Origin of the sequence: Sphingomonas sp. Ant20 (assembly GCF_000783375.1) — a bacterium.
Taxonomy (GTDB): domain Bacteria; phylum Pseudomonadota; class Alphaproteobacteria; order Sphingomonadales; family Sphingomonadaceae; genus Sphingomonas; species Sphingomonas aerolata.
Genome location: NZ_JRVI01000001.1, coordinates 62,419 through 86,651, shown reverse-complemented (window position 1 = coordinate 86,651; position 24,233 = coordinate 62,419). Strand labels below are relative to the sequence as shown.

Sequence of the window (24,233 nt, the reverse complement as noted above, 5' to 3'; positions counted from 1 at the left end):
GGAGGCAGTACGGGCCCGGAGCTGACGCTCCGGGCCTCTTTTAGCGTTCACCGGCCAATCAGGACCGCAAGGTCATAAGTTCACGAAGACGCAGCTACACCGCGCGCTTGAGCTGTTCGAGTTGCTTGTTGTCCGGCAGCTTCTCCGTGAGATGTTGCTGGAGCATGCGATCGTCGAAAAGGCTTGCCGATGCACGTTGCTTTGTCGGGCATGTCCCACGGACATGGCGTCACGTTGCCGCTTGTGAGCACGATCTCGATCCAGGGCCAATACTCGGCAACGTAATGGGTTCGCGCGAACCCGTCGCTGTCGCCGGGCATCGCCACGTCGGAGAACATCAGCGTCACACCGTCGGCCTCATCGCCCAGGAAGGCCTTAGCCTCCTCGCCCGTACCCGCTTGATGAAAGTGAAAACCCGCTCCCTCCGGAATGTCGCACGCATGCCTGAGAATGAGCGGATCGTCGTCGACTACCAATGCATAGAGGACGGTAGGGATCGCCATCAGTCTAAAGCCTTATCATAAAGCCGGGTAGTCTGGGTGGTCGTGTCCCCGCTGGTGGTGTAGCTCAGCGGTAGTGAAGCTGACCGGCCGCGCGCCATCCCCGAGCGCTGTAGCGGCCGGTCAGGTTCACGGGTGGCCATCGAAGATCTTCGGATAGGTTGGGGTTGCGAAACTCAACTAACGGAGACCTTCGATGACCGATGATACGATGAACCTGCAGGCGCTGGTGGGAAAGAGCGCGGATGCAGATTTCCTGCGCGAGATGATCGGCTTTGCCGCGCAGCGGCTCATGGACCTGGAGGTCGGCAACCTGACCGGCGCGGGTTATGGCGAGAAGAGCAGTGACCGCCTCGCGCAACGTAACGGTTACCGCGAGCGGGACTGGGAGACGCGGGCCGGCACCGTTGAATTGCGCATCCCCAAGCTGAGGACGGGCAGCTACTTTCCCGCCTTCTTGGAGCCCCGGCGCCTTTCAGAAAAAGCGCTGACCGCGGTGGTCCAAGAGGCGTACATCCAGGGCATCTCGACCCGTTCGGTCGACGACCTGGTGAAGGCCATGGGTATGAGCGGCATCTCGAAGAGCCAGGTGAGCCGGCTTTGCGAGGAGATCGACGTCCGCGTGAAAGCGTTTCTTGACCGGCCTATCGAGGGCGACTGGCCGTATGTCTGGGTCGACGCCACCTATCTGAAGGTCCGTCGGGCCGGTCGCATCGTCTCGGTCGCGGTCACCATCGCGGTCGGCGTGAACGGTGACGGCAGGCGCGAGGTGCTCGGCATGGCGATCGGTGCGTCGGAGGCCGAGACGTTCTGGACAGACTTCCTCCGCGGCCTCGCACGGCGGGGCCTACGCGGCGTGAAACTCATCATCTCGGATGCCCACGAGGGCATCAAAGCTGCCGTCTCACGCGTGTTCAGCGCCACGTGGCAGCGGTGCCGCGTACATTTCGCGCGCAACGCTACGGCCCATGCCGGCAAGAGCGGGCGGCGCGTCGTCTCGGCCTTCATCGCCACCGCGTACGCACAAGAGACGCCCGAAGCCGCCAAGGGTCAGTGGCGCAAGGTCGCCGATCAGCTCAGGCCCAATGTCCCCAAGCTCGCGAAGCTCATGGACACTGCCGAGGAGGACGTGCTCGCGTACATGTCGTTCCCGCCACAGCATCGCACCAAACTACATTCGACCAATCCACTTGAGCGCCTCAACGGCGAGATCAAGCGGCGCACCAATGTCGTCGCATCTTCCCCAACGAGGATGCCATCACCCGGCTGGTCGGGGGCCATTCTGCTCGAGCAAAATGATGAGTGGGCGGTTCAGCGGGGGCGCTACATGACACTGGAAAGCGTGACGCAATTGAGCGATGATCCCACCGTCACGTTGTCGTCCATGGCGGCGTGATCGACCCGGCCATGTCCGGAGATCAAAGCGGCTACGCCGCTGAAGCTACACCACGCGGTGGGACACGATCTCTTCCGCAGGAGCGACGAGGATATTCGAGCTATGGCAAGGGCGCAGCTTACCGCAACCAGTACTTCGGTTCGCGACCCGAAAACGGGTCGTTTTCAAATGGTTCGCGGCGTTGGTGCGCTCAGCGGCCGCCTTACGATGGAAAAGGGCGTAGATCTTACCAAACCGATCGCGTCCCAGGTGTTGAAGTGCGGCAGATCCCGCAAGAATGCTGCTCCGAACCTGTAGAGACGCCTCGTCGACAATAATTAACACGCTTGCCGGCCGGTCGATAATGTCGAACGAATGCGCGGTCGGAATAATCAATTAGCAGGCGGGGCCTGCCCTTTGGTCTGCGCTTTACGCTGCTCTGTGCCGGCGCCCCGGACCTCCAATAGGCTGCCGCCTTCGCGGGTGACAATCGCTAGGCCGACGCTGGTTGCCCTGGCCGGGCGGGCGTAAGGCACGGCTTGGCATTATAAGAACAGGTCATTGACCCTCCGGTCCGGCCTGTAATGCCTCAAGGATAGGGCAGCCCAAACCGTCCCCGCCGTGCTCACATCGCGCAGAGATCGCGACCAACGTCTTCTCCAATCGCGCCAAGTCGCGCAGCTTGGCGCGCACGTCGGCTAGGTGACGCTGAGTGAGCGCATGAGCTTCGCCGCAGGCTCGGATCCAGATCCGCCTAGACTCAGAAGCCCTCGCAGCTCGTCGATCGAGAAGCCGAGTTGACGACCGCGTAGGATAAACGCGAGTTGCGCCTCGTCGTCGGCCGAATAGAGGCGGTGTCCTGACTCTGTTCGATCCGGCGCGTTGAGCAGGCCGATTTTCTCGTAATGACGCACGGTCTCGATGTTGCATCTGAACCGCCGGGCAACGTCGCCGCGCTTCCTGGACCGTCCTCCAAACGCCATCGAAATACCTCTTGAACCTGTAGTTACTACAGACCCTATAATCTTTTCATACGAGAATCGGAACCTAGAATGGATCGACCATCAGCACCCGGCAGCCTCGGTGATCGCCGTGCCGGCTGGCTTGCCGCAGGCGGCATCGCGGGCGCGCTGCTTGCGTCGTCCTGCTGCGTGCTGCCTCTCATTCTCGTCTTGGTCGGCGTCAGCGGTGCGTGGATCGGCAATCTTGCTGTACTCGAGCCCTACACCCCGCTGTTCGCGGTCGTGACGTTGGGGCTGATCGCAGCAGGTCTGTGGCACGCCTATCATGGGCAGCCAACCAGATGCGCTGAAGGGGCCTGCGCCAGCACCCGTCGCCGGACGTTCACCCGGACAGTGCTCTGGCTTGGTGCCGTGCTGGTCATTCTCGCGCTTACCACCCGGTGGTGGGCACCCATTTTCTACTAGGAATTCCGATGAATCGACATCTTGTTCTCACACTCGCTGCGTTCTGCCTGCCCACAGCGGCCGTCGCCGCCCCTGAACGCAGCGCCACGTTTGCGGTCAGCAATCTCACATGCCCGACCTGCCCGATCGCGGTGAAGGCGGCGATGGGACGCGTGCCCGGCGTCAGCCATGTTACCGTGGACTTTTCGAGCAAGATCGCGACAGTAAATTACGACCCGGCGCGCGCGACGCCGGCTGGGATCGCGGCGGCCGCGACCAAGGTCGGCTATCCCGCACGGATTGCGACCCGATGAGCCGGGGGGCTTACGCGACGGCGATCGAACCAAAATCGACGATTACCTGTCCGGAGTGCGGACACGTTGAAACTGAGACGATGCCGACCAATGCGTGCCAATTTTTCTACGACTGCAAGGGTTGTGCCGCGGTGCTCCGGCCGAACGCTGGCGATTGCTGCGTCTACTGTTCGTTCGCCGACGTCCCATGCCCGCCCATTCAGGAAGCGCGGCTGACCGGGGGCGCGGCGAGTTGCTGCGGCTAGAGTTGCCGAAAAGAAATCAACAAGCACCAGGAAATGAGTTGCCGCTGAGTGGCACTGCTTGAGATCAGACAAACCAAGGGCCGCCCGTTTTGGGCGGCCCCGGCCTGTTAGTACCCTCTCGGGAAACGGATACGCCCGATAAGCGACCGCAGGTTCAATCCATATATAGGGCAGCGGAGGAGAACAACCGCGATACCTGCCTTGCGGCCCAACGGTCCGGCGAAACTGATCGCCAGGGCCTTTGTGCTTCTCTTAGGTCTCGCGAACTTGGCGGATCAATTTGATCGCCGGTGTCAACCCACCGCCTTGAAAGCACCATCGACCAAGCTGCCTCGCTCGACCTTACCGTTGAGCTTGCGGATCATCACGTCGGGATTGTCGCTGTCGAGCGAATAGAGGGGCACGTCCTTCTTGGCGTAAAGTCGGACACCGGCTTTTGCCAAACGTCCCGTTACCCACTCGAGCGCTTGGGTGCTGACCTTCACGTTGTGCTGGACCACCGCCTTGGAAGGCGCGGGTGCAGTCACCGTCACGCTTCCGAAGCGGGTCTTGCGCCTTCTTACCTTGCGCTTGCCGAGCTTAATGATCGCATCGGTCGCCATATCCTACCCTCCTGCGGCTAGGTTAAATCATCATCTCAGAATAACGCCTGTCTCTCTCCGCTACAGCAGGTCGCTTGATCGACGTCGATATCAAAGCACTTTCCACGATCGCCTCCGAAAGGCACCCAGCAGACGTTGCAGGTGTGCCACGTGGCACACTCTTCTCTTCGATCACGCCTGTCTGGCGATATGGCGAGCGTTCATCAATGCGACCAAATGGCCGATCAGCAGCCCATCTTCGGGCGCGATGTTCAAGGCGGTTCCGGCAACGTTGAGTTGCAGGAGCGCGGACATCCCCGGGGGAAGCTGAAAAACTGCCTCGCTGACCGGCTTTCAAATCTTATTTGAACCCTGATGCACCGACGCCTATATCGGACGCAACATGGCCGTCCCCTCTGTTGCCGCTGGCATCAAGGGGCGGCCTTCTTCGTATCTGGGCCGGATGCTTGCGCCCTATACGATGCCCTCTCCTTAGTTTTGCCGATCAGATCGCGCTTCTCAAACCGACGGCTTGGTCGTGCCGATATGGATGGCAGTCGAGGCATGGAATTTCGAAACCTTGTCCTGGTTGCTCGAGATGGCGCATCCCAACGATCGTGCGCCACCGGCAAGCGCTACGCCTTCTTCCCAACACGCTGGTGAGCTGGATCAAGACGCTCGCGTTCGTGCGCAACGCCAGCGCGCATCATGCCCGTCTCTGGAACGCAGGCATCATCAATTAGCCGTTGGTGCGCAAGCCGTTCGAGTGTTGTTGCCCCTAAAGGCCTGACGGGGCCTCGCGGGTTTGTGCGATGTACTCGCGGGGTGAACGATAGCCCAAGGCGCGATGCGGATGCACCTCATTGTAATGCGCCAGCCATCCTGGGAGCTGCTCGATGACTGTCTGAGCGTCCGGCCTGGGGTTCACGCGGACATAGTCGCGCTTGAGGGTTCGGACGAACGCCTCGGCCATGCCGTTCGACTGCGGGCTGCTGACCGGAGTGGTGCGCGGCAGCAGGCCGATGTCGCGGGCGAAGGTGCGGGTGTCGCGGGCGGTGTAGCAGCTGCCGTTGTCGGTCAGCCACTCGATGGGTTTGGGCAGGCGGTTCACGGGTCCGTAGCGGTGCTCGACGGTGGCGACCATCAGGTCCTGCACGTCCTCGGCGGTGATGCCGCCCGTCGTTGCCACATGCCCCATCGCTTCCCGGTCGCAGCAGTCGAGCGCGAAGGCGACGCGGACCTTCTCGCCATTGTCGCATGCGATCTCCAGCCCGTCAGAGCACCAACGCGTGTTGCGCTGGTCGACGGCGATGCGGCCGTCGTGACGCCGTTCCTCGCGATGTTCGCCATCTCGCCGGAGCAGCAGCCCATGCACCTTCATGACGCGGTAGACGCGCTTTGGATTGGGGCTTTCGCGCCCGGTCTTTTCGGCCTGCCGGCGCAGCAGGGCATGCACGCGACGATAGCCGTAGGTCGGCAGATCGGCGACGAGCAACCGGATGTTGGCGACCAGTTCCGCGTCCGGCAGCGGCGGCCGTCCACGCGGTCGCGGAGGCGGTCTGTTGCGCATCGCGGACAGATGCTGGCGGGTAATGCCGAGCGCGTCGGCTACCTCGGTCACAGACCATCTCCCGGCAACGAGGTCGAGCGCAGCAGCAGTTTTTTTGGGCCTGCGGCCCGGGACACGGCCTCGCGGAGCAGTTCGTTCTCCATGGCCTTCTTGCCCAGCAGCCGCTGCAGTTCGCGCACTTGCGCCTCCAGCGCCCGGTACTCTGACGCCGGCACCACTTCCTCGCCGGCTGCCGCGGCGGTCAACGCTCCCTGGTTCATCAGCCTGCGCCACGTGAAGACCTGGCTGCCGCTGATGCCGTGCTGGCGGGCAACGAGCGACACGCTCATCCTCGGCAGATACGTCTCCTCGACGATCCGGACCTTCTCCTCCGGTGTCCACCGCCTCCGGCGCTGCACACCGGAAAGGACCTCGCCGTCATTGTAACGCCTGGTCGTACCGTCAGTCATATGCCTCACTCTTATCCAAGAGCGAGATCCTGTCAGGTCAATTAGGGGGCCACCTCATCGAGGCACCGCAGCTCGTGCATATTGATGGCGATCTGGAGCGGCGCACGCGTGTTTATCGTGCCGCGGCCGTGGCCAGCTGCTTCGTCAGGCGGATCAATCCCGGGACATTCTGCCGTCCCGCATGAAAGGCGCACTGGGAAGCGTTCCCTACAGTACCGTTCGCGAGACCCTTCCAAAGCGGTTTCTTGGCCGGCTGGATCGCAGAAGCGATCTGGGCCCGATCCAAGGGGTTTGCGGCACGACTCTGCCGGAGCCGGCTTTATCGGCACATTTCTGCCAACCGAGCCACCGTGCCGGCGTCTCAGCCCTGACGGGTTACGATCCTCCCGTGAGGTGTGCCACGTGGCACACCTATGGCCCCGCGCCCATGCGCGGCACTGAGCCCGTCAACCGCCGCAGCCCTCCCCCGGAGGCCCGCCAGCGCAGGGACCACCAAGTGGCTGCTCGCCGAGCGTCGTCAGCATTCACGTCGACTAGCGCTAAAATCTGTCAGGCTATCCTTGGCGGGCGGTCGCAATGCTCGACAGATCCGTCGCCGTGTCGATCGGCACGCCAGCTTCCTTCCGTTCCGAGTAGCGATCGACGAGCTGGACCGCATGAGGGTGCAGCAGCACCGTGAACCGCACCAGTTCCTCCATTACGTCGACAATCCGGTCATAGTAGCTGCACGGCTTCATACGCCCGGCATCGTCGAACTCGTTGAACGCCTTGGCGACGCTCGACTGGTTCGGGATCGTGACCATGCGCATCCAGCGGCCCAGCACCCGCAGCGTGTTGACGCTGTTGAACGACTGCGACCCCGCCGACACCTGCATGACCGCCAGCGTGCGCCCCTGGGTTGGGCGCATCCCGCCCATCGACAGCGGCAGATGATCGATTTGCAGCTTCATGATGCCGGTAATCTGGCCGTGCCGTTCGGGGCTGCACCACACCTGACCTTCCGACCACAGCTACAGTTCACGCAGCTCGTGGACGGCCGGATGGTCGTCGCCGGTGACCTGATCGGGCAACGGCAACGCCGAGGGATCGTAAATGCGCGTTTCGCATCCGAAGAATTGCAGCAGTCGAGACGCTTCCTCGACACACAGCCGCGAGAATGACCGCTCGCGCAAGGAACCGTAGAGCAGAAGGATTCGTGGCGGTGGATCACTAGCGCCGAAGCCAAGAGCAGGCCGTTCGATCGCGTAGCGCCGATCAAGCGCGGGCAGATGGTCGGGGTCGGAGGGTGTTCGTACAGGCATCAGGCGGTTCGTGGTCCCAAAAGGATGATGCAGGTGCCGATCAGACAGAGAGCCGCTCCGCCGACATCCCAGCGATCGGGCCGCACGCCCTCGACGGTCCAGAGCCAGGCAAGCGATGCGCAGATGTAAATGCCGCCGTAAGCGGCATACGCCCGTCCCGCGGCATTGCTGTCCACGCGGGTCAGGAGCCATGCGAACAGGATCAGTGAGACGACGCCGGGAGCAAGCCACAAGGGTGACTTTCCCATGCGAAGCCATGCCCAGAAGGCAAAGCATCCGGCGATCTCGGCAAGCGCCGCGCCGATGTAGATCAGGGCTGTCATCCGATCGTGATCCTCAATGCCAAGGCGGCAAGCGTGACCAGCAACACCGGCACGGTGAGCGTCACGCCAACACGGAAGTAATAGCCCCATCCGATCCGCACACCTTTCTGGCCGAGGACGTGAAGCCATAGCAGCGTCGCGAGAGAGCCGATCGGCGTCAGCTTGGGGCCGAGATCGCAGCCGATGATATTTGCATAGATCATCGCTTCCTTCACCGCGCCCGTGGCTTGGGTGGCGTCGATCGATAGCGCGCCCACCAGCACGGTCGGCATGTTGTTCATCACCGATGACAGGACGGCCGCGATCACGCCGGTGCCGAACGCCGCGCCCCACACGCCGCTTTGAGCGGTGCGATCGAGCAGGACGGCCAGATGGTCGGTCAGGCCCGCGTTCCGCAGGCCGTAAACGACTAGGTACATGCCGAGAGAGAAGATCACGACCTGCCACGCGCGCCGCGCAGCACCTTGCCGGTTGGGATCACATGGCCCCGCCCCGCGATCACCAGCAGGAGGATCGCGCCGGCAGCGGCGACGGCGCTGACCGGCACGCCGAGGGGTTCGAGCAGGAAGAACCCTGCGAGCAACAACGCCAACACGATCCATCCGGCGCGGAAGGTCGCGACGTCGCGGATCGCTTCGCGGGGCGCACGCAGCGCGCCCACGTCATAGTCTTCCGGTAAGTCGCGCCGGAAGAACAGCAGCAGCGCGCCGAGCGTGGCGACGATCGATACCAGGTCAACCGGCACCATTACGGACGCATATGTGCCGAACCCGATCTTGAAGAAGTCGGCCGACACGATGTTGACGAGATTCGACACGACCAGCGGCAGGCTGGCCGTGTCGGCGATGAACCCGGCCGCCATGACGAACGCGAGCGTCGCCTTGTCCTTGAAGCCTAGTGCCCGCAGCATGGCGATGACGATCGGCGTCAGGATCAGCGCGGCGCCGTCATTGGCGAACAACGCGGACACCGCCGCGCCGAGCAGAACGATCAGTACGAACAGCCGGCGACCATGCCCCCGGCCCCAGCGCGCGACGTGGAGCGCCGCCCATTCGAAGATCCGGCTTCATCAAGCAGCAGGCTGACGATGATGATAGCGACGAACGTCGCGGTCGCGTTCCAGACGATTCCCCACACCACCGGCACGTCGGAGAGCGAGACGACCCCGACGAGCAGCGCGATCGCTGCGCCCCCCAACGCGCTCCACCCGATTCCGAGGCCCTTGGGCTGCCAGATGACGAACGTGATCGTTGCAACGAAGATGGCGAGGGCGAGCAACATCAGGCGATGCGCTGACCCGAGGCGTCCACGACCTGTTCGCCGTCTTCCTTGGCAAACGCACCCTGTTGCGGCTCGGGCAGTAGATCGAGGACCGCTTCGGAAGGTCGGCACAGCTTCACGCCGAGCGGCGAGACGACCAGCGGCCGGTTGATAAAGACCGGATGCGCCGTCATTGCGTCCACCAGAGCGTCGTCAGACAATGACGTGTCGCCCAGGCCCATCTCCGCATAGGGCGTGCCCCTCTCACGCAGCAGATCGCGGGGCGTCATACCGGCACGATCGATCAGCTCGACCAGCAGTGCACGCGAGGGCGGCGTCTTCAGATATTCGACCACATGCGGCTCGATGCCCGCATTGCGGATCATCGCCAGCGTGTTGCGCGACGTGCCGCACTCGGGGTTGTGATAGATCACGATATCGAAGGCCGTGCTCTCGGTGGTCATTTCGCGTCCTTTCAGCAGCAGGGGGTGAGTTCGGCTAGGAGCGGCGCGCACAGTTCAGGCGAACCGGCGCAGCAATCCTTGACGAGGAACAGCGTCAGCGCGCGCAGCCCGTCCAGATCGGCCCGGTAGATGATCGAGCGGCTATGCCGTTCGGAATGGACTAGACCGGCACGCGCGAGAATACCAAGGTGCGCTGACATAGTGTTTTGCGGGACGTTGAGCTGACGAGCTATATCACCCGCAGCCAAGCCATCAGGTTCATGGCGCACCAGCACCCGGAAGGTATCAAGGCGGGTGCCCTGCGCGAGCGCGCCCAAGGCGGAGATTGCTAATGAGTTTTCCACATATCCAGCATAACGGATGCGTGAGTTTTGGCTAAGAGTTTCCTGCGGCCTATGGGTACGACCCCTACGATCACGTCATGAGCAGCAAGGCCTATCCTGCATTCCGGATTTTGCGATATTCCGCCTTCTTCCTGATGGCGCTGATGTTGCTTGTCCGGCTCGGGCCGCTCTGTGAGACGATGGCGATGGCGATGGCGATGGCGATGGCGATGGCGATGGCGGCGACACCCGCTGCATCCGCGATGATCGATTGTGCCAGTGAATCTAAACAAAACCCGGCCAAGAAAATCCCACCGTCCGCCTGTGCCATGCCTTGCGCGGCGGTTGCTGGCGAAAGCGTCGAGCCAATCAAATCGATATTGTTCGGCAGGCTGGCCCCATATTCCCGGGAGCAAGCTACCCTTTTCGGCCAAACCAGCGCACCGCGACACCCCCTCCGCAAATCGTGTGAACCCGATCAATTTCACATGCTAATTTCCGGAGAATACCAATGACCAAGTTCAAGTTCATCAGCGCCGCTTTCGCCCTCACGCTCGCGACCGGCGCTTTCGCGGCCGTGGCGAACTGTTGCACCGACATGGCGTGCTGCAAGGATGGCGCTGACTGCTGCGATCATGGGGACAAGGCCAAGGGCGGCGACCATGCCGGCCACGCCATGCCGAACATGAAGTAACAAGTTAGCGGGGGGCGGTTGTCCGCCCTCCGCCATTCAATCCTTGCCAGTGGTGCGAGGGGCAGGCCGCTGCATTCGCGGCCCCCGTTTTACCCCCTCGCGCCACGGGCGCATCGTCGAGGGCAGTGAAAGGCACAGCGTTGCCGCTCTCCCGCGGATCGCATCCTGCGTCCGCCCCATGTCGCGCGCTATCTGGCCGACCGTCTGGCGTGCGTCGATCCGCTTGCGCAGTTCGACGTCTGTCTCGTCCGACCAACGCTGGCCATAGTTATGGGTCAACATCCGGGAGTCCATGGCGGGTAAGGCTGATAATCTTTCTTAAATCGATTTTCGCTCAGCGGGTATGGCCATCGCGCTTGCGAAGGTCATTATGCAAAGTTGTCGCGGCAATAGCTGCATGGCCCATGGCGACGCTTATCTGATCCAGCGACATGACGATGTCACCAGCAGCATAAACGCCCGAAATGCTGGTGCGCTGTTTGGTATCGACCACGATGCAGCGATCGTCGCTCAGCTCGGCACCGAGCTGCTGCGCAAGGGCGTTACTGCTGTCCGAACCGAGCGCTGGGTAGATCGTGTCAAACTGCAATTCTGTCTCATCGGCCAGACGCAGCGTGACGTGTTCTTCAGAGAATTCGATTTGGTCGAGCGCACTTGGCGCGACAGCGATACCTGCCTCCTCCAGCGCCCCGCGGTCGCAAGCCTCAAGTTCGAAATCCTCGTGCGCCACTAGCGTTATTCGGTCGGAGAACGTACGGAGAAACAGCGCCTCGGCGACGCCATGCGTGTCCGCGCCGATGACGCCGATAGCCTGGCCAGTCGCTTCATAACCGTCGCAGATCGGGCAGTAGCGCAGCAGGCCGCGATCCAGCGCGTCGCGATGGACCGCAGCGTCGATCGAGGGGCGTCGGTTCTCGACTCCCGTTGCGATCAGGATCGATCGCGCGAACAGGGTTATCCCAGCCCCGTGAGCGTCGAAGTCATCGGCGTTTTGTGCCACCGTGTCGATGCGACCGGTCACGATCGTAGCACCGTAGCGTTCGGCCTGTTCGCGCATCCGGTGTAAAAGGTCTTCACCCGCAATCCCGTTCGGAAAACCGGCGTGGTTGTGCGAACGCGGTATCCATTTCGCCCGGCTGTTTCCCTCATCGACCACGATAACGCGCCGATGATAGCGTGTGAGGTAGATCGCGGCGGTCAATCCTGCTGGCCCCCCGCCGATGATGAGCGCATCGCATCGATATTCCGTCACGCCACCCGGCCCATCGGAGCCCGAGTGGGCAATGGGGCACAGGGGTAGCGCAGCGTCATCGGAATGACTGCGAGCCATCATCAGGAGCCCTTTCCGGCAGCTCGACGCTCGGCAAGCCAGGCCCGCATCGTCGTGATCTCGGCCTGTTGTGTTCGGATCACCTCCTCCGCCATTTCCCGAATTTTCGGATCGGTGCCGTTGGCGATCTCGGCACGCGCCATCTCCACTGCACCTTCGTGATGCGGGATCATGCCGCGCAGGAAGTCGGTGTCCGGATCGCCGGTCGATGGCATGACCATGCTTGTCTTATCGTGCGCAGGGTTCGCCCCGTGGATCGCGTCCTTGGCATGCTGCACGTTCGATCCATGGATCGCATCGGTCGGACCGGATTCATTCGACGTGAATTGGTACGAAGGCTTCTCGGCCGAACACGCGGACAGGGCCGCAGCCACGCCCAAAATAAGCCAGCGTGCATTGATTATCGACATTTCATTCCCCTTGCTGGATCGATTGCGGCGCACGTCGGCGCCGTTTGAGGTCAGGCTCGTCACATCGCGATTTCCTCAATGAGGAGGAGCGAGAGGAAGCCGACGAAGAACATTGCGCTGATGAGCGGCGTGTCTGGCTTCTCGTGTGCTTCGGCCAACAGCTCTTCAGTGACGAGAAACAGGAGCGCCATGAGGCCGGAGCACAGGAAGCCCGCGACTACCGGAGGCGACAGGCCAGCGACAGGGATCGCCAGCAATGCGCCGATCGGCAGCAGCAGCGCGAGCGCCGTCACGGTGAGGATGATCTTGAGTTTCGAGGTAATGGATTCGGCGAGTTCCGTTGTCAGCGTTACACCTAGGAACAGCACCTCCAGCGTGAGCGCGACGGTGAGCAGGACGCCCGCCTTGGCACCGGCGACGAACGCAAGGCCCAGCACCAGCCCGTCGACGACGATGTCGATCCCGACCGCCGATATCAGCGTGACCGGTCCCGCAGCGCGGGCTTCGTACGCCTTGAGCCCCAGCATGACCGCGACCCCCGCTGAGCCGCCGATGAAGGTTGCCAGCGGTGAGCCAGCATGCAGCACTTGGGGCAGGATTTCGGTTGCCGCAGCGGCGAACACGACACCGGCAGCGAGGTGCTGCATCGCGGATATAAAGGCGTCGCCGGGCCGACGCCATATCGCAAAGATGCCGCCTAGGATCACGGCAAGCACCGGAATGATCGTATAGGTCAGCGCCAGCATGATTTTCCCCTGAACGACAGATGCTCGTTGATGCCTTGCTTGCCGATCCGCTCGAGATGGAGCCGATCTTGGCCGATCATGACCGTCAGCCGTCCATCGGCAGTCCGGACCTGCGCGCGTGGCACAGTCAGTTGCTCACGATCTTCCCGCGTCGCACCGATGAGGTCGACGACGAAGGTATTGGCACTCAGACCGGTCACGATCGACGTTCTATCTTCACAGGTGAAGACATGCATTCGCATCTCGGAACCGGACGACAACGTGTTGTGTCCATCAGAGTCGTCGTCCTGCCGGACGGGCGAGCAAGCGCCCGCCAGCACGGCGATCAAAGCCATGCCCGCGCGCGTACGCCACATGCCCTTCGGCATGGCCGCATGCACTGTCGCGCGAAGGTGCGTCATCCAAGAGGCATGCTCATGATGTCCCTGTAGGCCGACAGGAGCTTGTTCCTGACCTGAAGCGTCGCCTCGAAGGACACCGAAGCGCGGTTCTGCATCAGCGCCACGGTGGCAATATCGGTGGTCTCGCCGCGCTCGTAGCGTTCGGTGGCGACGTCCTCGGCTTCCTGTGCCGCGTTCACCTTGCCGACGATGCTCTTCAAGGTGTCCCCAAATGTCGCCGGCGCTTCGGTCCGCGGCATGGTCGAAGCCGCCCCAGGCGTCGCGTCTGGCGGCGTCAGGCGGTTGAGCGTCTGACTGCGCGCGAGGATCTGCGCACGGACGGCAAGGACGCCGGATACGGTGGGATCGGACATCACGAACACTCCTTTTTAACCTGCGGAGACCGTATCCGATGGATACGGTCTCCAGAGCATCAGGCGGTTCGCGCCACAACGAACCGATCGCGGTAGGCGAGCAGGCGCAACGCATTCACGACCACGAGCAGTGTCGACCCTTCGTGCATGGCCACGGCCGCCCCGATTCCGAGACCGAAGATCGTCGCAGGGACCAGGATCGCCACCACGCCCAAGCTTACGAAGACGTTCTGCCGGATGATCGATCGGGTCTTCCGCGACAGGCCGACCGCGAACGGCAGATGGGCCAGATCGTCCGCCATCAGCGCGACGTCGGCTGTCTCCAGCGCGACGTCTGACCCCGCCGCGCCCATCGCGATCCCGACGGTCGCATTCGCCATCGCAGGAGCGTCGTTCACCCCGTCGCCGACCATCGCGACCTTGCCGTCGCCCCGCAGCTTCTTGATCGCCTCGACCTTGTCTTCCGGCATCAGGTCGCCCCACGCCTCGTCGATGCCGACCTCGCGGGCGATTGCATCCGCAACCGTCTGGTTGTCGCCAGAGATCATGATCATGCGCGTGATGCCGAGCGAGCGCAGCGTCGCCAGTGTCGCCTTGGCGGCAGCCCGCGGCGTGTCCATCAGCCCGATGACACCCAGGTCGACCTCGCCGCGTCGCACGACCATCGTCGTCCGCCCGCCTGCGCGGAGGCGTTCGACTGCGGCTACCGTTTCATCGGTCAATGCGGCGATGCCGTCCTTACCGAACATCTCGGCCTTGCCGATCGTAACCGGATCGCCTTCCAGCGTCGCTCGGACACCGCGGCCAGTCAGACTCTCGAGATCGCTCGCCTGCGGAAGTGCCACGTCGTTCAGGCGCGTCCTACCGTCCTTCACGATCGCCGCGGCGAGAGGGTGATCGCTCAGGGCCTCCACGGCGACGGCCGTCGTGAGCAGCCGGTCCTCGGCGATGCCCGTCATCGCGACGACATCGGTGATCTTGGGCTGGCCTTCTGTTAGCGTGCCGGTCTTGTCGAAGGCGATGGCGGTCAACGAACCGAGGTTCTCCAGCGGCCCACCGCCCTTTACCAGCACACCCCCGCGCGCGGCGCGGGCTACACCCGACAGAACTGCGCTTGGTGTCGCGATCGCCAGCGCGCACGGGCTGGCGGCGACGAGGACCGCCATCGAGCGGTAGAAGCTGTCGCGGAAGGGTTCGTCGACGACGACCCAGGCGAACAGCAGCAGGACGGCGAGGCCAAGCACCACGGGCACGAACACCCGTTCGAACCGATCGGTCATGCGCTGCGTCGGCGACTTCTGCGTTTCAGCCTCGCTGACCATTTTCACGACCTTGGCGAGCGCGCTGTCAGTCGACAGTCGCGTGACCTCGATCTCGATCGCGCCGCTGCCGTTGATCGTGCCGGCGAACACGCGGCTGGCGGCGTCGACGCGGTCGGGATTGGCCCGCGCCTGGTCCGTATCGGTGACTGCGGTCTTGTCGACCGGGATACTTTCGCCCGTCACTGGCGCTTGGTTGATGCTGCTCGAACCCAGCGTCACGAAGCCGTCGGCGGGTAACCGTGCATCGGGTTTGACTACGACGATGTCGCCGACTACCAGCGTGTCAACGGATATCTCGCTGATCTTGCCTTCGCGGCGGACAAGGGCGGTTTTCGGTGCCAGCTCGGCCAAGGCCTCGATCGCCCGCTTGGCGCGACCCATCGCATAATGTTCGAGCGCGTGGCCGAAGCTGAACAGGAACAGCAGCAACGCGCCTTCCGCCCAAGCGCCCAGCGCGGCCGCACCCGCTGCGGCGACCAACATCAGCGTGTCGATCTCGAACCGGCGCATTCGCAGATTGTCGATCGCTTCGCGGACGGTGAAGAATCCACCTAGAACGTAGGCGATCAGGTAGCAGGCTAGCGGCAGCCACGATGGCGCCTCGGCGACCAACTTCTCGATCGCGAAGCCAATGCCGAGGACGGCACCGCAGCCCAATGCGAAGAACAGCTCGGTATTCGGCCCCAGGATGCCGCCATGATTGTGATTATGCCCCTCCTTGCCATGGTCGTGCTCGCCGGGGGCATGGTCATGGCCGGCGTGATCGTCGCTAACGGCCTGCGGGACGGCTATGTCGCGTTCGAGGACGGCGCCGCGGATCATGGTTTCGTTGGTGCGTTCTCGGTCGAACTCGACCCGCACTCTGCCACTCGCAGCTACCTCAGCCTCCAGAACGCCGGACAGGGCCTTCAATCGATCGCCAAGGGTACGCGCGCGCCGTTGATGCATGGCCCCGATGTCGAACATCGCGTGACCGTAGCGCACACCGATTTGCGCGCCCGCGCCGGTCGCGACCTCGCGAATACGCGATAGCGTAAGCTGGTCTGGATCATAATGGATGCACAATTGGGCGGGCGTCTCGCCAATGGCGGGAACGACGTGCGCTTCACTGACGCCCTCGCGGTCCGTCAGCCGCTGGACCAGCCGCGCGACGCAGGCGTCCGCGGCATCCGGCACGTCGGGCAGGACGACGGCGAGGTCGATCTTGGTCTTCTCAGCCATTCTGATTGTCCTTGATTTTGCGCGCGTCCTGTTTCGCGTCGCGCAGGATCTTGATGCCGCCCCACAATTGGATGGCGGCCGTCGCCAGCCCAACCACGAGGTCCGGCCAGTTCATGCCCAGCCACATGACGAGGACGCCGGCGATCACGATGCCGCCGTTCGAGATGAAGTCGTTAAGGCTGAAGGTCGTCGCCGCGCGCAGGTTGACGTCCTTGTTCTCCAGCTTCTGCAGGAGGCGCAGGCATAGATAATTGATGATGCCCGCCACGATCGACATCCCGATCATGGTCGGGCCGATCGGGTCGCTGCCCTGCGCAAAGCGGCGCGCGACATCGATGAGGACGGCGACTGCGAACAGGAGCAGCATGATGCCGGACACCCCGGCCGCAAGCTGCTTCCAGCGTGCACCGCGCGTCAGCGCGACGAGGCTAAGCCCGTAGACCGCGGCATCGGAGCCGTTGTCGAGACCATTGGCGATCAGCGCGCTGGAATCGCCAATCAGTCCCGTGGCGACGAACGCCAAGGCGAGTCCGGCATTGAGGATCAGGACGATCCAGAGCGTACGTCGCTGGCGATCCGTTGTGCTGGCACTCAGAGTGGGATCGCTCATAACCGGGTTGCCTTCTGGCAAAGTACCGGGCGTTTGCCAGGTGCCTCGATCTTGATCTGGTTGCCGGAGAAGGTCGCGGTCTCCGCATCGCCGACATATTGGAGGCCTTGCAGCGGTGCGGTCAGAACGGCCGCAGGTGCTTTCGCATCGCGTCGTAACTCGACCGTGAGCCCCTGATCCTTGAAGTCGACCAGGAGCGTCTTGTTATCGTCGCATCGATAGGGGTGACGCCCAGGTGCCCTGCTGGCCACGGCGCTGTCCGCGGCGTGGATCTCCTGTTCGGTCGGGGGGCCCTTCTGCGGCTGCTCGGAACAGCCGGCCAATATCAGTACGGCGCCCAGGCCCAAGCCAACATGATACATCGTCATCGCTGCCTCCGTTGATTTCGCGCGCCGATGCGCGCAGTTCCAGTCCGGCTGTTCGGAACCGGGACCGCCGACAGGCGGCGAAGCTGGCGATCCAGGCACCTGTCCGACTGCACGAGGCTCGTCTGGAGCCTGCGGCGCATCAGGGCCCAGAGCGGACGACCGAAGATGCCTGAGAAGCGCAGACTATGGCGCAGGCGGGTTCCGGCGGGATCGCTTTCCAGCGCATAGGCTTCCTCGAACATCAGGAACCTGGCCACGCCGGCCGTCCACGCGAACGCTAGCGGTTTGTCGGCGCGGATGATGTCCGCCTTGGCCGTCATGGACTTGTCGAGCCCGCCAATGCGGAACGTGTAATCGGCATCGCCACCGCAGACCGCAGCGCCGGAAAGCTGGATAAACGGCTTCCATTGCGTGTGACCGGCAAAGTCGGTGAGGACGGTCCAGACGCGTAGCGGTGAAGCATTGAGCGTCGTCACATTGTCGATCGTCATCATGGGCGAACCTCCTTCCATGGAGTGAAGCCTGAGGGAGGGCGCAGGCGCCCTCCCTCACGGTCATGCATGCTGCGGCAGCGCCGTGGCGGTTTCCGCCGTGTCCGCGTCGTCGACCTTCACCGCTCGCTGGCCGAACCGTGCGTACAGCGTCGGCAGCACGAACAGCGTCAGTAGCGTCGCCGAGATCAGCCCGCCGATGACGACGGTTGCGAGCGGCTTCTGAACTTCCGCGCCTGCCCCGCTGGCGAACGCCATCGGCACGAAGCCGAGACTTGCGACGAGCGCGGTCAGACGACGGGGCGTAACCGCTGAAGAGCGCCCGTATGCGCCGCTTCGGCCCGGTCCATGCCGGAGCGGATCAGGTCCTGTACCGAGCTGACCATGACGAGGCCGTTGAGGACCGCGATGCCCGACAGTGCAATGAACCCCACCGCGGCCGAGATCGAGAAGTCCATGCCGCGTGCGAACAGCAGCAACACGCCGCCCACCAGCGCGAATGGTACGCCGGTGAAGACGATCGCGGCATCGCGGACCGACCCCAACGCCCCGTAGAGCAGCAACAGGATCAGCACAAAGCAGGCCGGCACCACGAGCTGAAGCCGCTTACTCGCGGATTCCAGATTCTCGAACTGCCCGCCCCATTCCAGGTAGCTGCCCGGCGGCAGGCGCACCCCGCTGGCAACCGCGGCTTGCGCGTCCGCCACAACGCTGCCGACGTCGCGCCCACGGACGTTCGCCTGAACGACGACACGGCGTTTGCCGTTCTCGCGGCTGATCTGGTTCGGCCCGTCGACGACGCCGATGTCGGCGACGCTGGACAGCGGCACATAGCCACCGCCAGCGACCGGCACCTGCACCTGTTCGAGCAGTCCGAGATCTGCACGTTCTGCGTCCGACAGGCGGATGACGACCGGGAAGCGCCGGTCGCCTTCGAAGATCATGCCCGCCGTTCGCCCGCCGAGAGTGGCGGTGATGGTGTCCTGCACGTCCTGCGCGGTGACGCCGACCCGCGCCATCGCGTCGCGGTTCACCCGGATGTCGAGCATCGGAAGCCCCGTCGTCTGTTCCACCTTCACGTCGGCTGCGCCCTGCGTCTTGCGCAGAATGCCGGCGATTTGTTCGGCGGTGCGGTTCATACTGGCGAAGTCGTCGCCAAACACCTTGATCGCGAGATCGCCGCGAACGCCGGCGATCAGCTCGTTGAACCGCATCTGGATCGGCTGCGTAATTTCATATGCGTTGCCTGGAAATTGCGCGAGCCTGGTTTCCAATCGTTCGACGAGTGCGGCCTTTTCCAGCTTGGGATCGGGCCATTCGGCATGCGGCTTCAGGATGACGAACATGTCGGTCGCGTTCGGCGGCATCGGGTCCGAGGCCAGTTCGGCCGTGCCCGTCTTCGAGAAGACGAACCGCACCTCGGGCTGTTTTGAGACCATCCGCTCGATCGGCACCTGCATCGCCTGGCTCTGCTGGACCGACGTCGCCGGGATACGTAGCGACTGGATGAGCAGGTCGCCTTCGTCGAGCTGGGGGAGGAACACCTGCCCCAGCGTCGTGAAGGCGAATGCCGCCAGCACGAGGCTGACTACGCTGGCGCCGATGGTGATCGACGGCCGCTTCATCGCCTTTTCCAGGCCCGGTTCGTAGCGCTGCTTCAGCCACGAAATGATCCGACCGTCCTCCTCATTCACCTTCCGCGACAGCCAGATGGCAATCGCCGCAGGTACGAAGGTCAGCGACAGCACGAAGGCGAAGAGCAGCGCGATGATGACGGTGAGCGCCATCGGCACGAACGTCTTGCCCTCGACCCCGGTGAGCGTCAGCAGCGGTACGTAGACGAGGATGATGATCGCCTGTCCGTACACGGACGGACGGATCATCTCACGCGCCGCGGTCGCAACGGCCTCCAGCCGCTCCTTGACGCTCAGCAGCCGGCCTTCGTGATGCTGTTTCTCGGCAAGGCGCCTGAGCGCATTCTCGACGATGATGACCGCGCCGTCGACGATGAGTCCGAAGTCGAGCGCGCCCAGAGACATGAGGTTGGCCGACACGCCGAGCCGGAGCATTCCGAACCCGGTCAGCATCATCGTGACCGGAATGACCGCCGCAGCGATCAGCGCGGCGCGGAAGTTGCCGAGCAGCAGGAACAGCACGACGATGACGAGCAATGCGCCCTCGGACAGGTTTTTCGCGACCGTCTTGATCGTCGAATTGACCAGCGCGGTACGATCCATCACCGGCTGCACCACCACGTCGGGCGGCAGCGATGCGTTGATGGTTTTCAACCGGTCGGCGACCGCCGTTGCCACGTTGCGACTGTTTTGGCCGATCCGCATAACTGCGGTGCCGACCACGACTTCGGTGCCGTTCTCCGAGGCCGAACCCATCCGGATCGCCTGTCCCGTGCGGACGGTCGCAACCTGATCGAGCGTAATGGGGATACCGTCGCGGGTTGCGACGACGGTGCGCGCTAGTTGGTTCGCGTTGCGAACCAGCGCGTCCGAGCGGACCGCCAAGCCTTCACCATTGCGGTTGACGAAGCCCCCGCCGACGCTGGTGTTGTTCTTCTCGAGCGCGGTGCCAAGATCAGTCAGCGTAATCTTGAGCGACGCCAGCTTCTGGACGTCGGGAACGACCAGAAACTGCTTGGCGTAGCCGCCGATCGAATCGATGCCGGCTACCCCGGTGACGTTCTTCAGCAGCGGTGTGACGATCCAGTCCTGCGCCGTACGTAGATAGGTCGCCTTGTCCTCGGGCGTCGTCAGCCGCTCGCCTTCCGGCGTGATATAGCTGCCGTCGGGTTGCTGCCCCGGCTCGCCGGCACGGTGCTTGTCGTCCTTCCGGTGCTCGAGCCGGACGGTCCACATGAAGACCTCACCGAGCCCCGTCGCGATCGGCCCCATTTCGGGGTTCACGCCGGCCGGCAGGTTCTCCGAGACGCCCTGCAATCGCTCGCCGACCTGTTGGCGGGCAAAGTAGATGTCGGTGGAGTCGTCGAAGACCGCGGTGATCTGGGCGAAGCCATTACGGCTGAGCGAGCGGGTATTGTCGAGGCCGGGAATGCCGGCAAGCGCGGTTTCGATCGGGAACGACACCTGCTTCTCCACCAGCTCGGGCGAGAGGGCGGGCGCGCGGACGTTGATCTGCACCTGGTTATTCGTGATGTCCGGTACTGCGTCGATCGGCAGCCGGGAGAGCGAAAAGGCGCCGATGACGGCGACGATGGCGGTGAGGAGCAGGACGAGCCAGCGCTTCTCGACCGCCCAGTTTACGATGCGGGCGATCATGACATCAATCCTCGTGCGCCGCTTCGCCCTTGCCGAGTTCGGCCTTCAGGGTGAAGCTGCCAATGGTGGCGATTTGCTCCTGGCCGGTCAGGCCGGAGCGAATGATGACGGTATCGCCGGCCGCGTCGCCGAGCGTTACAGGGGTTGCCTGGAACCCCTTGGCCGTCCGGACGAAGACGACCGACTTGCCCTCGACCGTCTGAACGGCCGTCGTTGGCACGCGGACCGCGGTGCTGCCACCGCTGCCGCTGAGCTGGACCGAGGCAGTGACGGGCTCGCCGACGCGCCACTGACCGCCGCCATTGTCGAGAGTCGCGATGACCGGCACCTGCCGCGTCTGTGAATCGAGCGCAGGCGACACGAAGCTGATCCGTGCGGTCGCCTGCCGCCCCGGTGCCGTCACGGTGACGATATTGCCCGGCTTTACCCGGCCGGCGTCTTCCGGCTTAAGGTTGAGCGCCAGCGACACCCGGCCGAGATTGGCGATGCGATAGAGTTCGCTGTCTGCTGCGACCGTCTGCCCGAGCACGACTGGTCGGGCGATGACCTGACCGCCGATCGGTGCGACGATGCCGAGCCGGTTGAGCCCGCCCCCGCCGCCGCCTGCTGCCGATACCTGACTTTGTGCCTGCCGGTAGGCGATACCCGCCTCCGTTGCCGCGGTGCGCGCGGCGATCAAATCCTGCTCGGGGGACACGCGCTGCGCGAACAGCCGCTGCTCGCGGCCAAGATTGGAGTTGGCAAGCGCGAGCCGAGCACGCGATGCCTCGACCTCACCCTTGAGTTGTGCTGCCTCGCGGCTTTCGATGACGGCGATCGTTTGTCCGCGCCCGACTGATTGGCCGAGGTTCCGGGTCAGCGAGACGACACGTCCGCCGATCGCCGCCGAGACGACCTGCGTCCCTTGCGGGTCGCCTTCGATCGTTGCCGGCAGGTCGATCGTACCCGCGCCACCCGTCAGCGGACGACCAATCTGGACCCCGGCTGCGGCGATCTGGTCCGCCGAGAGCGTCACGGCACCCTCATCGGCATGGGCGGCTTCGTTACCGCCGGCCTCGGCGCTGGCCGTGGTTTCGTTCCCGGCAGTCTCGTTGCCGCCTTCGGGTGCGCTACCGCAGGCCGCGAGCAACAGGGCAAGGCCGAACGGCAGAACGCCGCCCGTCAGGATGGTCTTCATCGGTCGGTTCCCCCGGTAATGGTTGTCGGTGCAGGCGCGGTCAGTCGCTCCAGTCGCGCACGGCTATTCTGGTAGTTGGCGAGCGCGTCGATCGCGGCGACGCGAGTCTCGGCGAGCGTGCGTTCGGCATCGAGGAGATCGAGTTGGCCGAACTTGCCTTCGCGGTAGCCGATCCGCGCGATCCGGGCGGCTTCGGCTGCTGCCGCCAGCGCTGGCCCGACCGCGGCCCGCGCCGAGGTCGCGGCATTGGCGGCTTCGGCCTGGGCGTCTGTGATCGCCTGCTCGACGTCAAGCGCGGTAACACGCCGGACGGCCTCCGCCCGTGTTCGCTCGGCCGTCGCCTGCGCGATGGCGGCGCGGCCATTGTTAAAGATCGGAATCGGGATCGAGATCGCGAACACCGCGGCGGTGTCGTTGGTCGCTTCCAGTCGCCGGAGCGCCGGTCCGATGTTGATGTCGGGCACGCGGTTCGCGCGCGCGAGCCGGATGCCGGCATCGGCAATGGCGAGATCGGCGTCCGCTGCCGCCAGCGCCAGCGTGCCGGCGGTCTGAGCTGGTGCTGCCGGGCCGAAGGTCGCCGGCGGTAGCCGATCGAGCAATCCGGCATCGAGCGTGCCGTCGATCGGACGACCGAGACGCCGCGCAAGGTTCGTCCGCGCGGCTTCGGCGAGCCGAGTGAGCCGCTCGACATTGGCATCGGCGTTGATGCGCGCGACGTCGGCGCGTTGTTGTTCCAGTGGTGACGCACGCCCCGCCTGGACGCGGACGGAGGCGCCGCGCAGCACTTCGGCCGCGATCCGCGCCTGGTCACGCGCCGTCACCAGCCGCCGTTCTGCCGCGATTGCGTCGACATACAGCTGCGTGACCTGCACGCGGATGTCGGCCGCAACGATCGCGCTTTGGAGCTGCGCGCGCGATAACTGCGCGTCGGCGACGCCGACGCGGGCACGACGCTTACCGCCCAGCTCGATCGGGATCGCGACCCCTAGCGTCGTCTCCGCGCTCCGTACGCCCCTATAGGGACCGGAGCCGACGACGTTCTCGACCTGTCCTTGAAAAACGGGGTTGGGTCGCAGGCCGGCTACAGCGCGGGCCGCCTGTGCGGCCTCGATCGACGCCGTGGCAGCAGCACCCGAGGCGCTGACCCGCCCGCGGCCGACACGGCCTGATCGAGCGAGAAGCCGGGCAGCGGTTGTGCCGCGGTCGGCGTTTCGGCTGGGGTAGTCGCCTGTGGCGACTGCCCCTGTTGCGCCTGCGCGATCGATGCGCAGGACGCCGCGGCCAGGACGGCCGCGAGCATTGTTTTCATGGAATATCGATCCTGACAGAACACGTCGTGCCGGCAAATGCCGGCGAGCGGGTGTCGTCAGGCTGCCGGTGGCCTCAACGCAGGGTCAACCACATGCGACGCAATGGCACTGGCAGGTGTAGGAAACGGACGCAGGCCGCCTACACGGGCTATCGACGCAGCGTATCACTTGCCGGCACATCCAGTGTTTGACCGTGGCAGGTGGCATGGTGGTGCGGCACCGCCTTATCGGCATCGCCTTGCGATTGATCGGCGTCGCCGTCGCTATGCACTGTGCCGCTGCACTCGATAGTCACCGGCCCCGGAATTTCGCGCGCATGCACGGTCGCCGTCATCACCAGGGACGACGCGATCATGACGAGCAAAAAGGACCAGAGCCTGCGTAGCATTGCAGGTCGTC

General features: G+C 64.1%; 27 protein-coding genes and 4 pseudogenes. 7 read left to right on the top strand and 24 right to left on the bottom strand.

The window, feature by feature from the left end; all coding sequences use genetic code 11:
- Positions 1-80: 80 nt before the first annotated feature.
- Positions 81-503, bottom strand: coding sequence for a response regulator (locus NI18_RS22810; RefSeq protein WP_306286122.1), 423 nt, complete (start codon positions 501-503; stop codon positions 81-83).
- A gap of 193 nt (positions 504-696) precedes the next feature.
- Between NI18_RS22810 and NI18_RS00435 the strand changes: the two genes are divergently transcribed.
- Positions 697-1,896 carry an IS256 family transposase gene (locus NI18_RS00435; RefSeq protein ID WP_037527251.1) on the top strand — a complete coding sequence of 400 codons (1,200 nt, stop codon included), beginning with the start codon at positions 697-699 and terminating at the stop codon, positions 1,894-1,896.
- Between the two features lie 677 nt (positions 1,897-2,573).
- Here NI18_RS00435 and NI18_RS00430 read toward each other — a convergent pair.
- Entirely contained in the window at positions 2,574-2,858 is a 285-nt protein-coding gene (locus NI18_RS00430; protein ID WP_306286121.1) for a MerR family transcriptional regulator, read from the bottom strand.
- A 69-nt stretch (positions 2,859-2,927) separates the two neighbouring features.
- On the opposite strand from NI18_RS00430, the gene NI18_RS00425 reads away from it, so the two are divergent.
- The 3 genes from NI18_RS00425 to NI18_RS26070 are packed head-to-tail and all read left to right on the top strand — an operon-like array spanning position 2,928 to position 3,840.
- Positions 2,928-3,302: a mercuric transporter MerT family protein gene (locus tag NI18_RS00425; RefSeq protein WP_037527249.1), complete on the top strand. Its 375-nt coding sequence runs from the start codon at positions 2,928-2,930 to the stop codon at positions 3,300-3,302.
- Positions 3,303-3,310: 8 nt separating this feature from the next.
- Entirely contained in the window at positions 3,311-3,595 is a 285-nt protein-coding gene (locus NI18_RS00420; RefSeq protein WP_037527247.1) for a cation transporter, read from the top strand.
- Entirely contained in the window at positions 3,592-3,840 is a 249-nt protein-coding gene (locus NI18_RS26070; RefSeq protein WP_306286120.1) for a GDCCVxC domain-containing (seleno)protein, read from the top strand. Before NI18_RS00420 ends, NI18_RS26070 begins: the two co-directional genes overlap by 4 nt.
- 293 nt (positions 3,841-4,133) lie before the next feature.
- Here the strand turns inward: NI18_RS26070 and NI18_RS00415 are convergent, their stop codons facing one another.
- Both NI18_RS00415 and NI18_RS26065 read right to left on the bottom strand, forming a co-directional pair.
- Positions 4,134-4,442 (bottom strand): hypothetical protein, encoded by a 309-nt coding sequence (locus tag NI18_RS00415; RefSeq protein WP_037527245.1) that lies wholly within the window; start codon positions 4,440-4,442, stop codon positions 4,134-4,136.
- A 171-nt stretch (positions 4,443-4,613) separates the two neighbouring features.
- A complete protein-coding gene (locus NI18_RS26065) occupies positions 4,614-4,736 on the bottom strand; it encodes a hypothetical protein (RefSeq protein WP_306286119.1) in 123 nt (40 codons plus the stop codon).
- A gap of 302 nt (positions 4,737-5,038) precedes the next feature.
- Between NI18_RS26065 and NI18_RS22800 the strand changes: the two genes are divergently transcribed.
- The gene (locus tag NI18_RS22800; RefSeq protein WP_198526911.1) at positions 5,039-5,164 is read left to right on the top strand and encodes an Abi family protein; all 126 of its coding nucleotides are present in this window, start codon (positions 5,039-5,041) and stop codon (positions 5,162-5,164) included.
- Between the two features lie 35 nt (positions 5,165-5,199).
- Here the strand turns inward: NI18_RS22800 and NI18_RS22795 are convergent.
- The 6 genes and pseudogenes from NI18_RS22795 to NI18_RS00380 all read right to left on the bottom strand — a co-directional run bounded on the left by NI18_RS22795 (position 5,200) and on the right by NI18_RS00380 (position 10,132).
- Positions 5,200-6,440, bottom strand: a protein-coding gene (locus NI18_RS22795; RefSeq protein ID WP_128081999.1) for an IS3 family transposase whose coding sequence is annotated in 2 segments (ribosomal slippage) — positions 5,200-6,093 and positions 6,096-6,440 — 1,239 coding nt in all. Because the reading frame shifts where the segments join, the coding sequence is not laid out codon by codon here.
- A 554-nt stretch (positions 6,441-6,994) separates the two neighbouring features.
- A pseudogene (gene arsH / locus NI18_RS00400) lies at positions 6,995-7,741 on the bottom strand (arsenical resistance protein ArsH).
- Complete coding sequence (locus NI18_RS00395; protein WP_037527226.1) at positions 7,741-8,064, bottom strand: YnfA family protein; 324 nt, start codon at positions 8,062-8,064, stop codon at positions 7,741-7,743. Before NI18_RS00395 ends, arsH begins: the two are co-directional and overlap by 1 nt.
- Positions 8,061-9,345, bottom strand: a pseudogene (locus NI18_RS00390) (arsenic transporter). The gene NI18_RS00395 and the pseudogene NI18_RS00390 overlap by 4 nt, the downstream one beginning before the upstream one ends.
- Positions 9,345-9,788, bottom strand: a complete 444-nt coding sequence (gene arsC / locus NI18_RS00385; RefSeq protein ID WP_037527223.1) for an arsenate reductase (glutaredoxin) — start codon at positions 9,786-9,788, stop codon at positions 9,345-9,347. The pseudogene NI18_RS00390 and the gene arsC overlap by 1 nt, the downstream one beginning before the upstream one ends.
- Before the next feature lie 11 nt (positions 9,789-9,799).
- Complete coding sequence (locus tag NI18_RS00380) at positions 9,800-10,132, bottom strand: metalloregulator ArsR/SmtB family transcription factor (RefSeq protein ID WP_037527221.1); 333 nt, start codon at positions 10,130-10,132, stop codon at positions 9,800-9,802.
- A gap of 77 nt (positions 10,133-10,209) precedes the next feature.
- On the opposite strand from NI18_RS00380, the gene NI18_RS24010 reads away from it, so the two are divergent.
- Positions 10,210-10,626: a hypothetical protein gene (locus NI18_RS24010; RefSeq protein WP_128081998.1), complete on the top strand. Its 417-nt coding sequence runs from the start codon at positions 10,210-10,212 to the stop codon at positions 10,624-10,626.
- The gene (locus NI18_RS00370; protein ID WP_037527217.1) at positions 10,623-10,805 is read left to right on the top strand and encodes a hypothetical protein; all 183 of its coding nucleotides are present in this window, start codon (positions 10,623-10,625) and stop codon (positions 10,803-10,805) included. Before NI18_RS24010 ends, NI18_RS00370 begins: the two co-directional genes overlap by 4 nt.
- Positions 10,806-10,841: 36 nt before the next feature.
- On the opposite strand, the gene NI18_RS00365 is transcribed toward NI18_RS00370, so the two are convergent.
- The 14 genes and pseudogenes from NI18_RS00365 to NI18_RS21890 form a co-directional block, all read right to left on the bottom strand.
- Complete coding sequence (locus tag NI18_RS00365; protein ID WP_128081997.1) at positions 10,842-11,087, bottom strand: hypothetical protein; 246 nt, start codon at positions 11,085-11,087, stop codon at positions 10,842-10,844.
- A gap of 52 nt (positions 11,088-11,139) precedes the next feature.
- A complete protein-coding gene (locus NI18_RS00360; protein WP_037527213.1) occupies positions 11,140-12,057 on the bottom strand; it encodes an NAD(P)/FAD-dependent oxidoreductase in 918 nt (305 codons plus the stop codon).
- Between the two features lie 80 nt (positions 12,058-12,137).
- Entirely contained in the window at positions 12,138-12,608 is a 471-nt protein-coding gene (locus NI18_RS26060) for a DUF305 domain-containing protein (protein ID WP_052148877.1), read from the bottom strand.
- Entirely contained in the window at positions 12,605-13,291 is a 687-nt protein-coding gene (locus NI18_RS00350; RefSeq protein ID WP_037527212.1) for a transporter, read from the bottom strand. Before NI18_RS00350 ends, NI18_RS26060 begins: the two co-directional genes overlap by 4 nt.
- On the bottom strand, positions 13,279-13,659 hold the full coding sequence (locus tag NI18_RS00345; protein ID WP_198526910.1) for a hypothetical protein: 381 nt from the start codon (positions 13,657-13,659) through the stop codon (positions 13,279-13,281). Before NI18_RS00345 ends, NI18_RS00350 begins: the two co-directional genes overlap by 13 nt.
- Positions 13,660-13,688: 29 nt before the next feature.
- Positions 13,689-14,045, bottom strand: a complete 357-nt coding sequence (gene fliE, locus NI18_RS00340) for a flagellar hook-basal body complex protein FliE (protein WP_037527334.1) — start codon at positions 14,043-14,045, stop codon at positions 13,689-13,691.
- Positions 14,046-14,104: 59 nt separating this feature from the next.
- Positions 14,105-16,588: a heavy metal translocating P-type ATPase gene (locus NI18_RS00335; protein WP_037527207.1), complete on the bottom strand. Its 2,484-nt coding sequence runs from the start codon at positions 16,586-16,588 to the stop codon at positions 14,105-14,107.
- A complete protein-coding gene (locus NI18_RS00330; RefSeq protein ID WP_052148876.1) occupies positions 16,581-17,198 on the bottom strand; it encodes a cation transporter in 618 nt (205 codons plus the stop codon). The genes NI18_RS00335 and NI18_RS00330 overlap by 8 nt, the downstream gene beginning before the upstream one ends.
- Positions 17,195-17,566, bottom strand: coding sequence for a hypothetical protein (locus tag NI18_RS00325; RefSeq protein ID WP_084214887.1), 372 nt, complete (start codon positions 17,564-17,566; stop codon positions 17,195-17,197). Before NI18_RS00325 ends, NI18_RS00330 begins: the two co-directional genes overlap by 4 nt.
- Positions 17,563-18,060 (bottom strand): SRPBCC domain-containing protein, encoded by a 498-nt coding sequence (locus NI18_RS21895; RefSeq protein ID WP_052148875.1) that lies wholly within the window; start codon positions 18,058-18,060, stop codon positions 17,563-17,565. Before NI18_RS21895 ends, NI18_RS00325 begins: the two co-directional genes overlap by 4 nt.
- A 60-nt stretch (positions 18,061-18,120) precedes the next feature.
- Positions 18,121-21,347: pseudogene (locus tag NI18_RS00315) on the bottom strand (CusA/CzcA family heavy metal efflux RND transporter).
- A 4-nt stretch (positions 21,348-21,351) separates the two neighbouring features.
- Positions 21,352-22,524 carry an efflux RND transporter periplasmic adaptor subunit gene (locus tag NI18_RS00310; protein ID WP_037527202.1) on the bottom strand — a complete coding sequence of 391 codons (1,173 nt, stop codon included), beginning with the start codon at positions 22,522-22,524 and terminating at the stop codon, positions 21,352-21,354.
- Positions 22,521-23,833 (bottom strand): annotated as a pseudogene (locus NI18_RS00305) (TolC family protein). Before NI18_RS00305 ends, NI18_RS00310 begins: the two are co-directional and overlap by 4 nt.
- 149 nt (positions 23,834-23,982) lie before the next feature.
- On the bottom strand, positions 23,983-24,222 hold the full coding sequence (locus NI18_RS21890; protein WP_306286118.1) for a hypothetical protein: 240 nt from the start codon (positions 24,220-24,222) through the stop codon (positions 23,983-23,985).
- Between the last annotated feature and the right edge of the window lie 11 nt (positions 24,223-24,233).

Bases quoted from the DNA above. Each gene is read 5' to 3' on its own strand.
- NI18_RS24010 (WP_128081998.1), top strand. From the start codon at position 10,210: ATGAGCAGCAAGGCCTATCCTGCATTCCGGATTTTGCGATATTCCGCC.
- NI18_RS00370 (WP_037527217.1), top strand. From the start codon at position 10,623: ATGACCAAGTTCAAGTTCATCAGCGCCGCTTTCGCCCTCACGCTCGCG.
- NI18_RS00435 (WP_037527251.1), top strand. From the start codon at position 697: ATGACCGATGATACGATGAACCTGCAGGCGCTGGTGGGAAAGAGCGCG.
- NI18_RS00365 (WP_128081997.1), bottom strand. From the start codon at position 11,087: ATGTTGACCCATAACTATGGCCAGCGTTGGTCGGACGAGACAGACGTC.
- NI18_RS00330 (WP_052148876.1), bottom strand. From the start codon at position 17,198: ATGAGCGATCCCACTCTGAGTGCCAGCACAACGGATCGCCAGCGACGT.
- NI18_RS26065 (WP_306286119.1), bottom strand. From the start codon at position 4,736: ATGTCCGCGCTCCTGCAACTCAACGTTGCCGGAACCGCCTTGAACATC.
- NI18_RS00420 (WP_037527247.1), top strand. From the start codon at position 3,311: ATGAATCGACATCTTGTTCTCACACTCGCTGCGTTCTGCCTGCCCACA.
- NI18_RS00430 (WP_306286121.1), bottom strand. From the start codon at position 2,858: ATGGCGTTTGGAGGACGGTCCAGGAAGCGCGGCGACGTTGCCCGGCGG.
- NI18_RS00415 (WP_037527245.1), bottom strand. From the start codon at position 4,442: ATGGCGACCGATGCGATCATTAAGCTCGGCAAGCGCAAGGTAAGAAGG.
- fliE (WP_037527334.1), bottom strand. From the start codon at position 14,045: ATGTCCGATCCCACCGTATCCGGCGTCCTTGCCGTCCGTGCGCAGATC.
- NI18_RS22810 (WP_306286122.1), bottom strand. From the start codon at position 503: ATGGCGATCCCTACCGTCCTCTATGCATTGGTAGTCGACGACGATCCG.
- NI18_RS21890 (WP_306286118.1), bottom strand. From the start codon at position 24,222: ATGCTACGCAGGCTCTGGTCCTTTTTGCTCGTCATGATCGCGTCGTCC.
- NI18_RS00335 (WP_037527207.1), bottom strand. From the start codon at position 16,588: ATGGCTGAGAAGACCAAGATCGACCTCGCCGTCGTCCTGCCCGACGTG.
- NI18_RS00425 (WP_037527249.1), top strand. From the start codon at position 2,928: ATGGATCGACCATCAGCACCCGGCAGCCTCGGTGATCGCCGTGCCGGC.
- NI18_RS21895 (WP_052148875.1), bottom strand. From the start codon at position 18,060: ATGATGACGATCGACAATGTGACGACGCTCAATGCTTCACCGCTACGC.
- NI18_RS26070 (WP_306286120.1), top strand. From the start codon at position 3,592: ATGAGCCGGGGGGCTTACGCGACGGCGATCGAACCAAAATCGACGATT.
- NI18_RS00395 (WP_037527226.1), bottom strand. From the start codon at position 8,064: ATGACAGCCCTGATCTACATCGGCGCGGCGCTTGCCGAGATCGCCGGA.
- arsC (WP_037527223.1), bottom strand. From the start codon at position 9,788: ATGACCACCGAGAGCACGGCCTTCGATATCGTGATCTATCACAACCCC.
- NI18_RS00345 (WP_198526910.1), bottom strand. From the start codon at position 13,659: ATGCCGAAGGGCATGTGGCGTACGCGCGCGGGCATGGCTTTGATCGCC.
- NI18_RS00310 (WP_037527202.1), bottom strand. From the start codon at position 22,524: ATGAAGACCATCCTGACGGGCGGCGTTCTGCCGTTCGGCCTTGCCCTG.
- NI18_RS00350 (WP_037527212.1), bottom strand. From the start codon at position 13,291: ATGCTGGCGCTGACCTATACGATCATTCCGGTGCTTGCCGTGATCCTA.
- NI18_RS00325 (WP_084214887.1), bottom strand. From the start codon at position 17,566: ATGACGATGTATCATGTTGGCTTGGGCCTGGGCGCCGTACTGATATTG.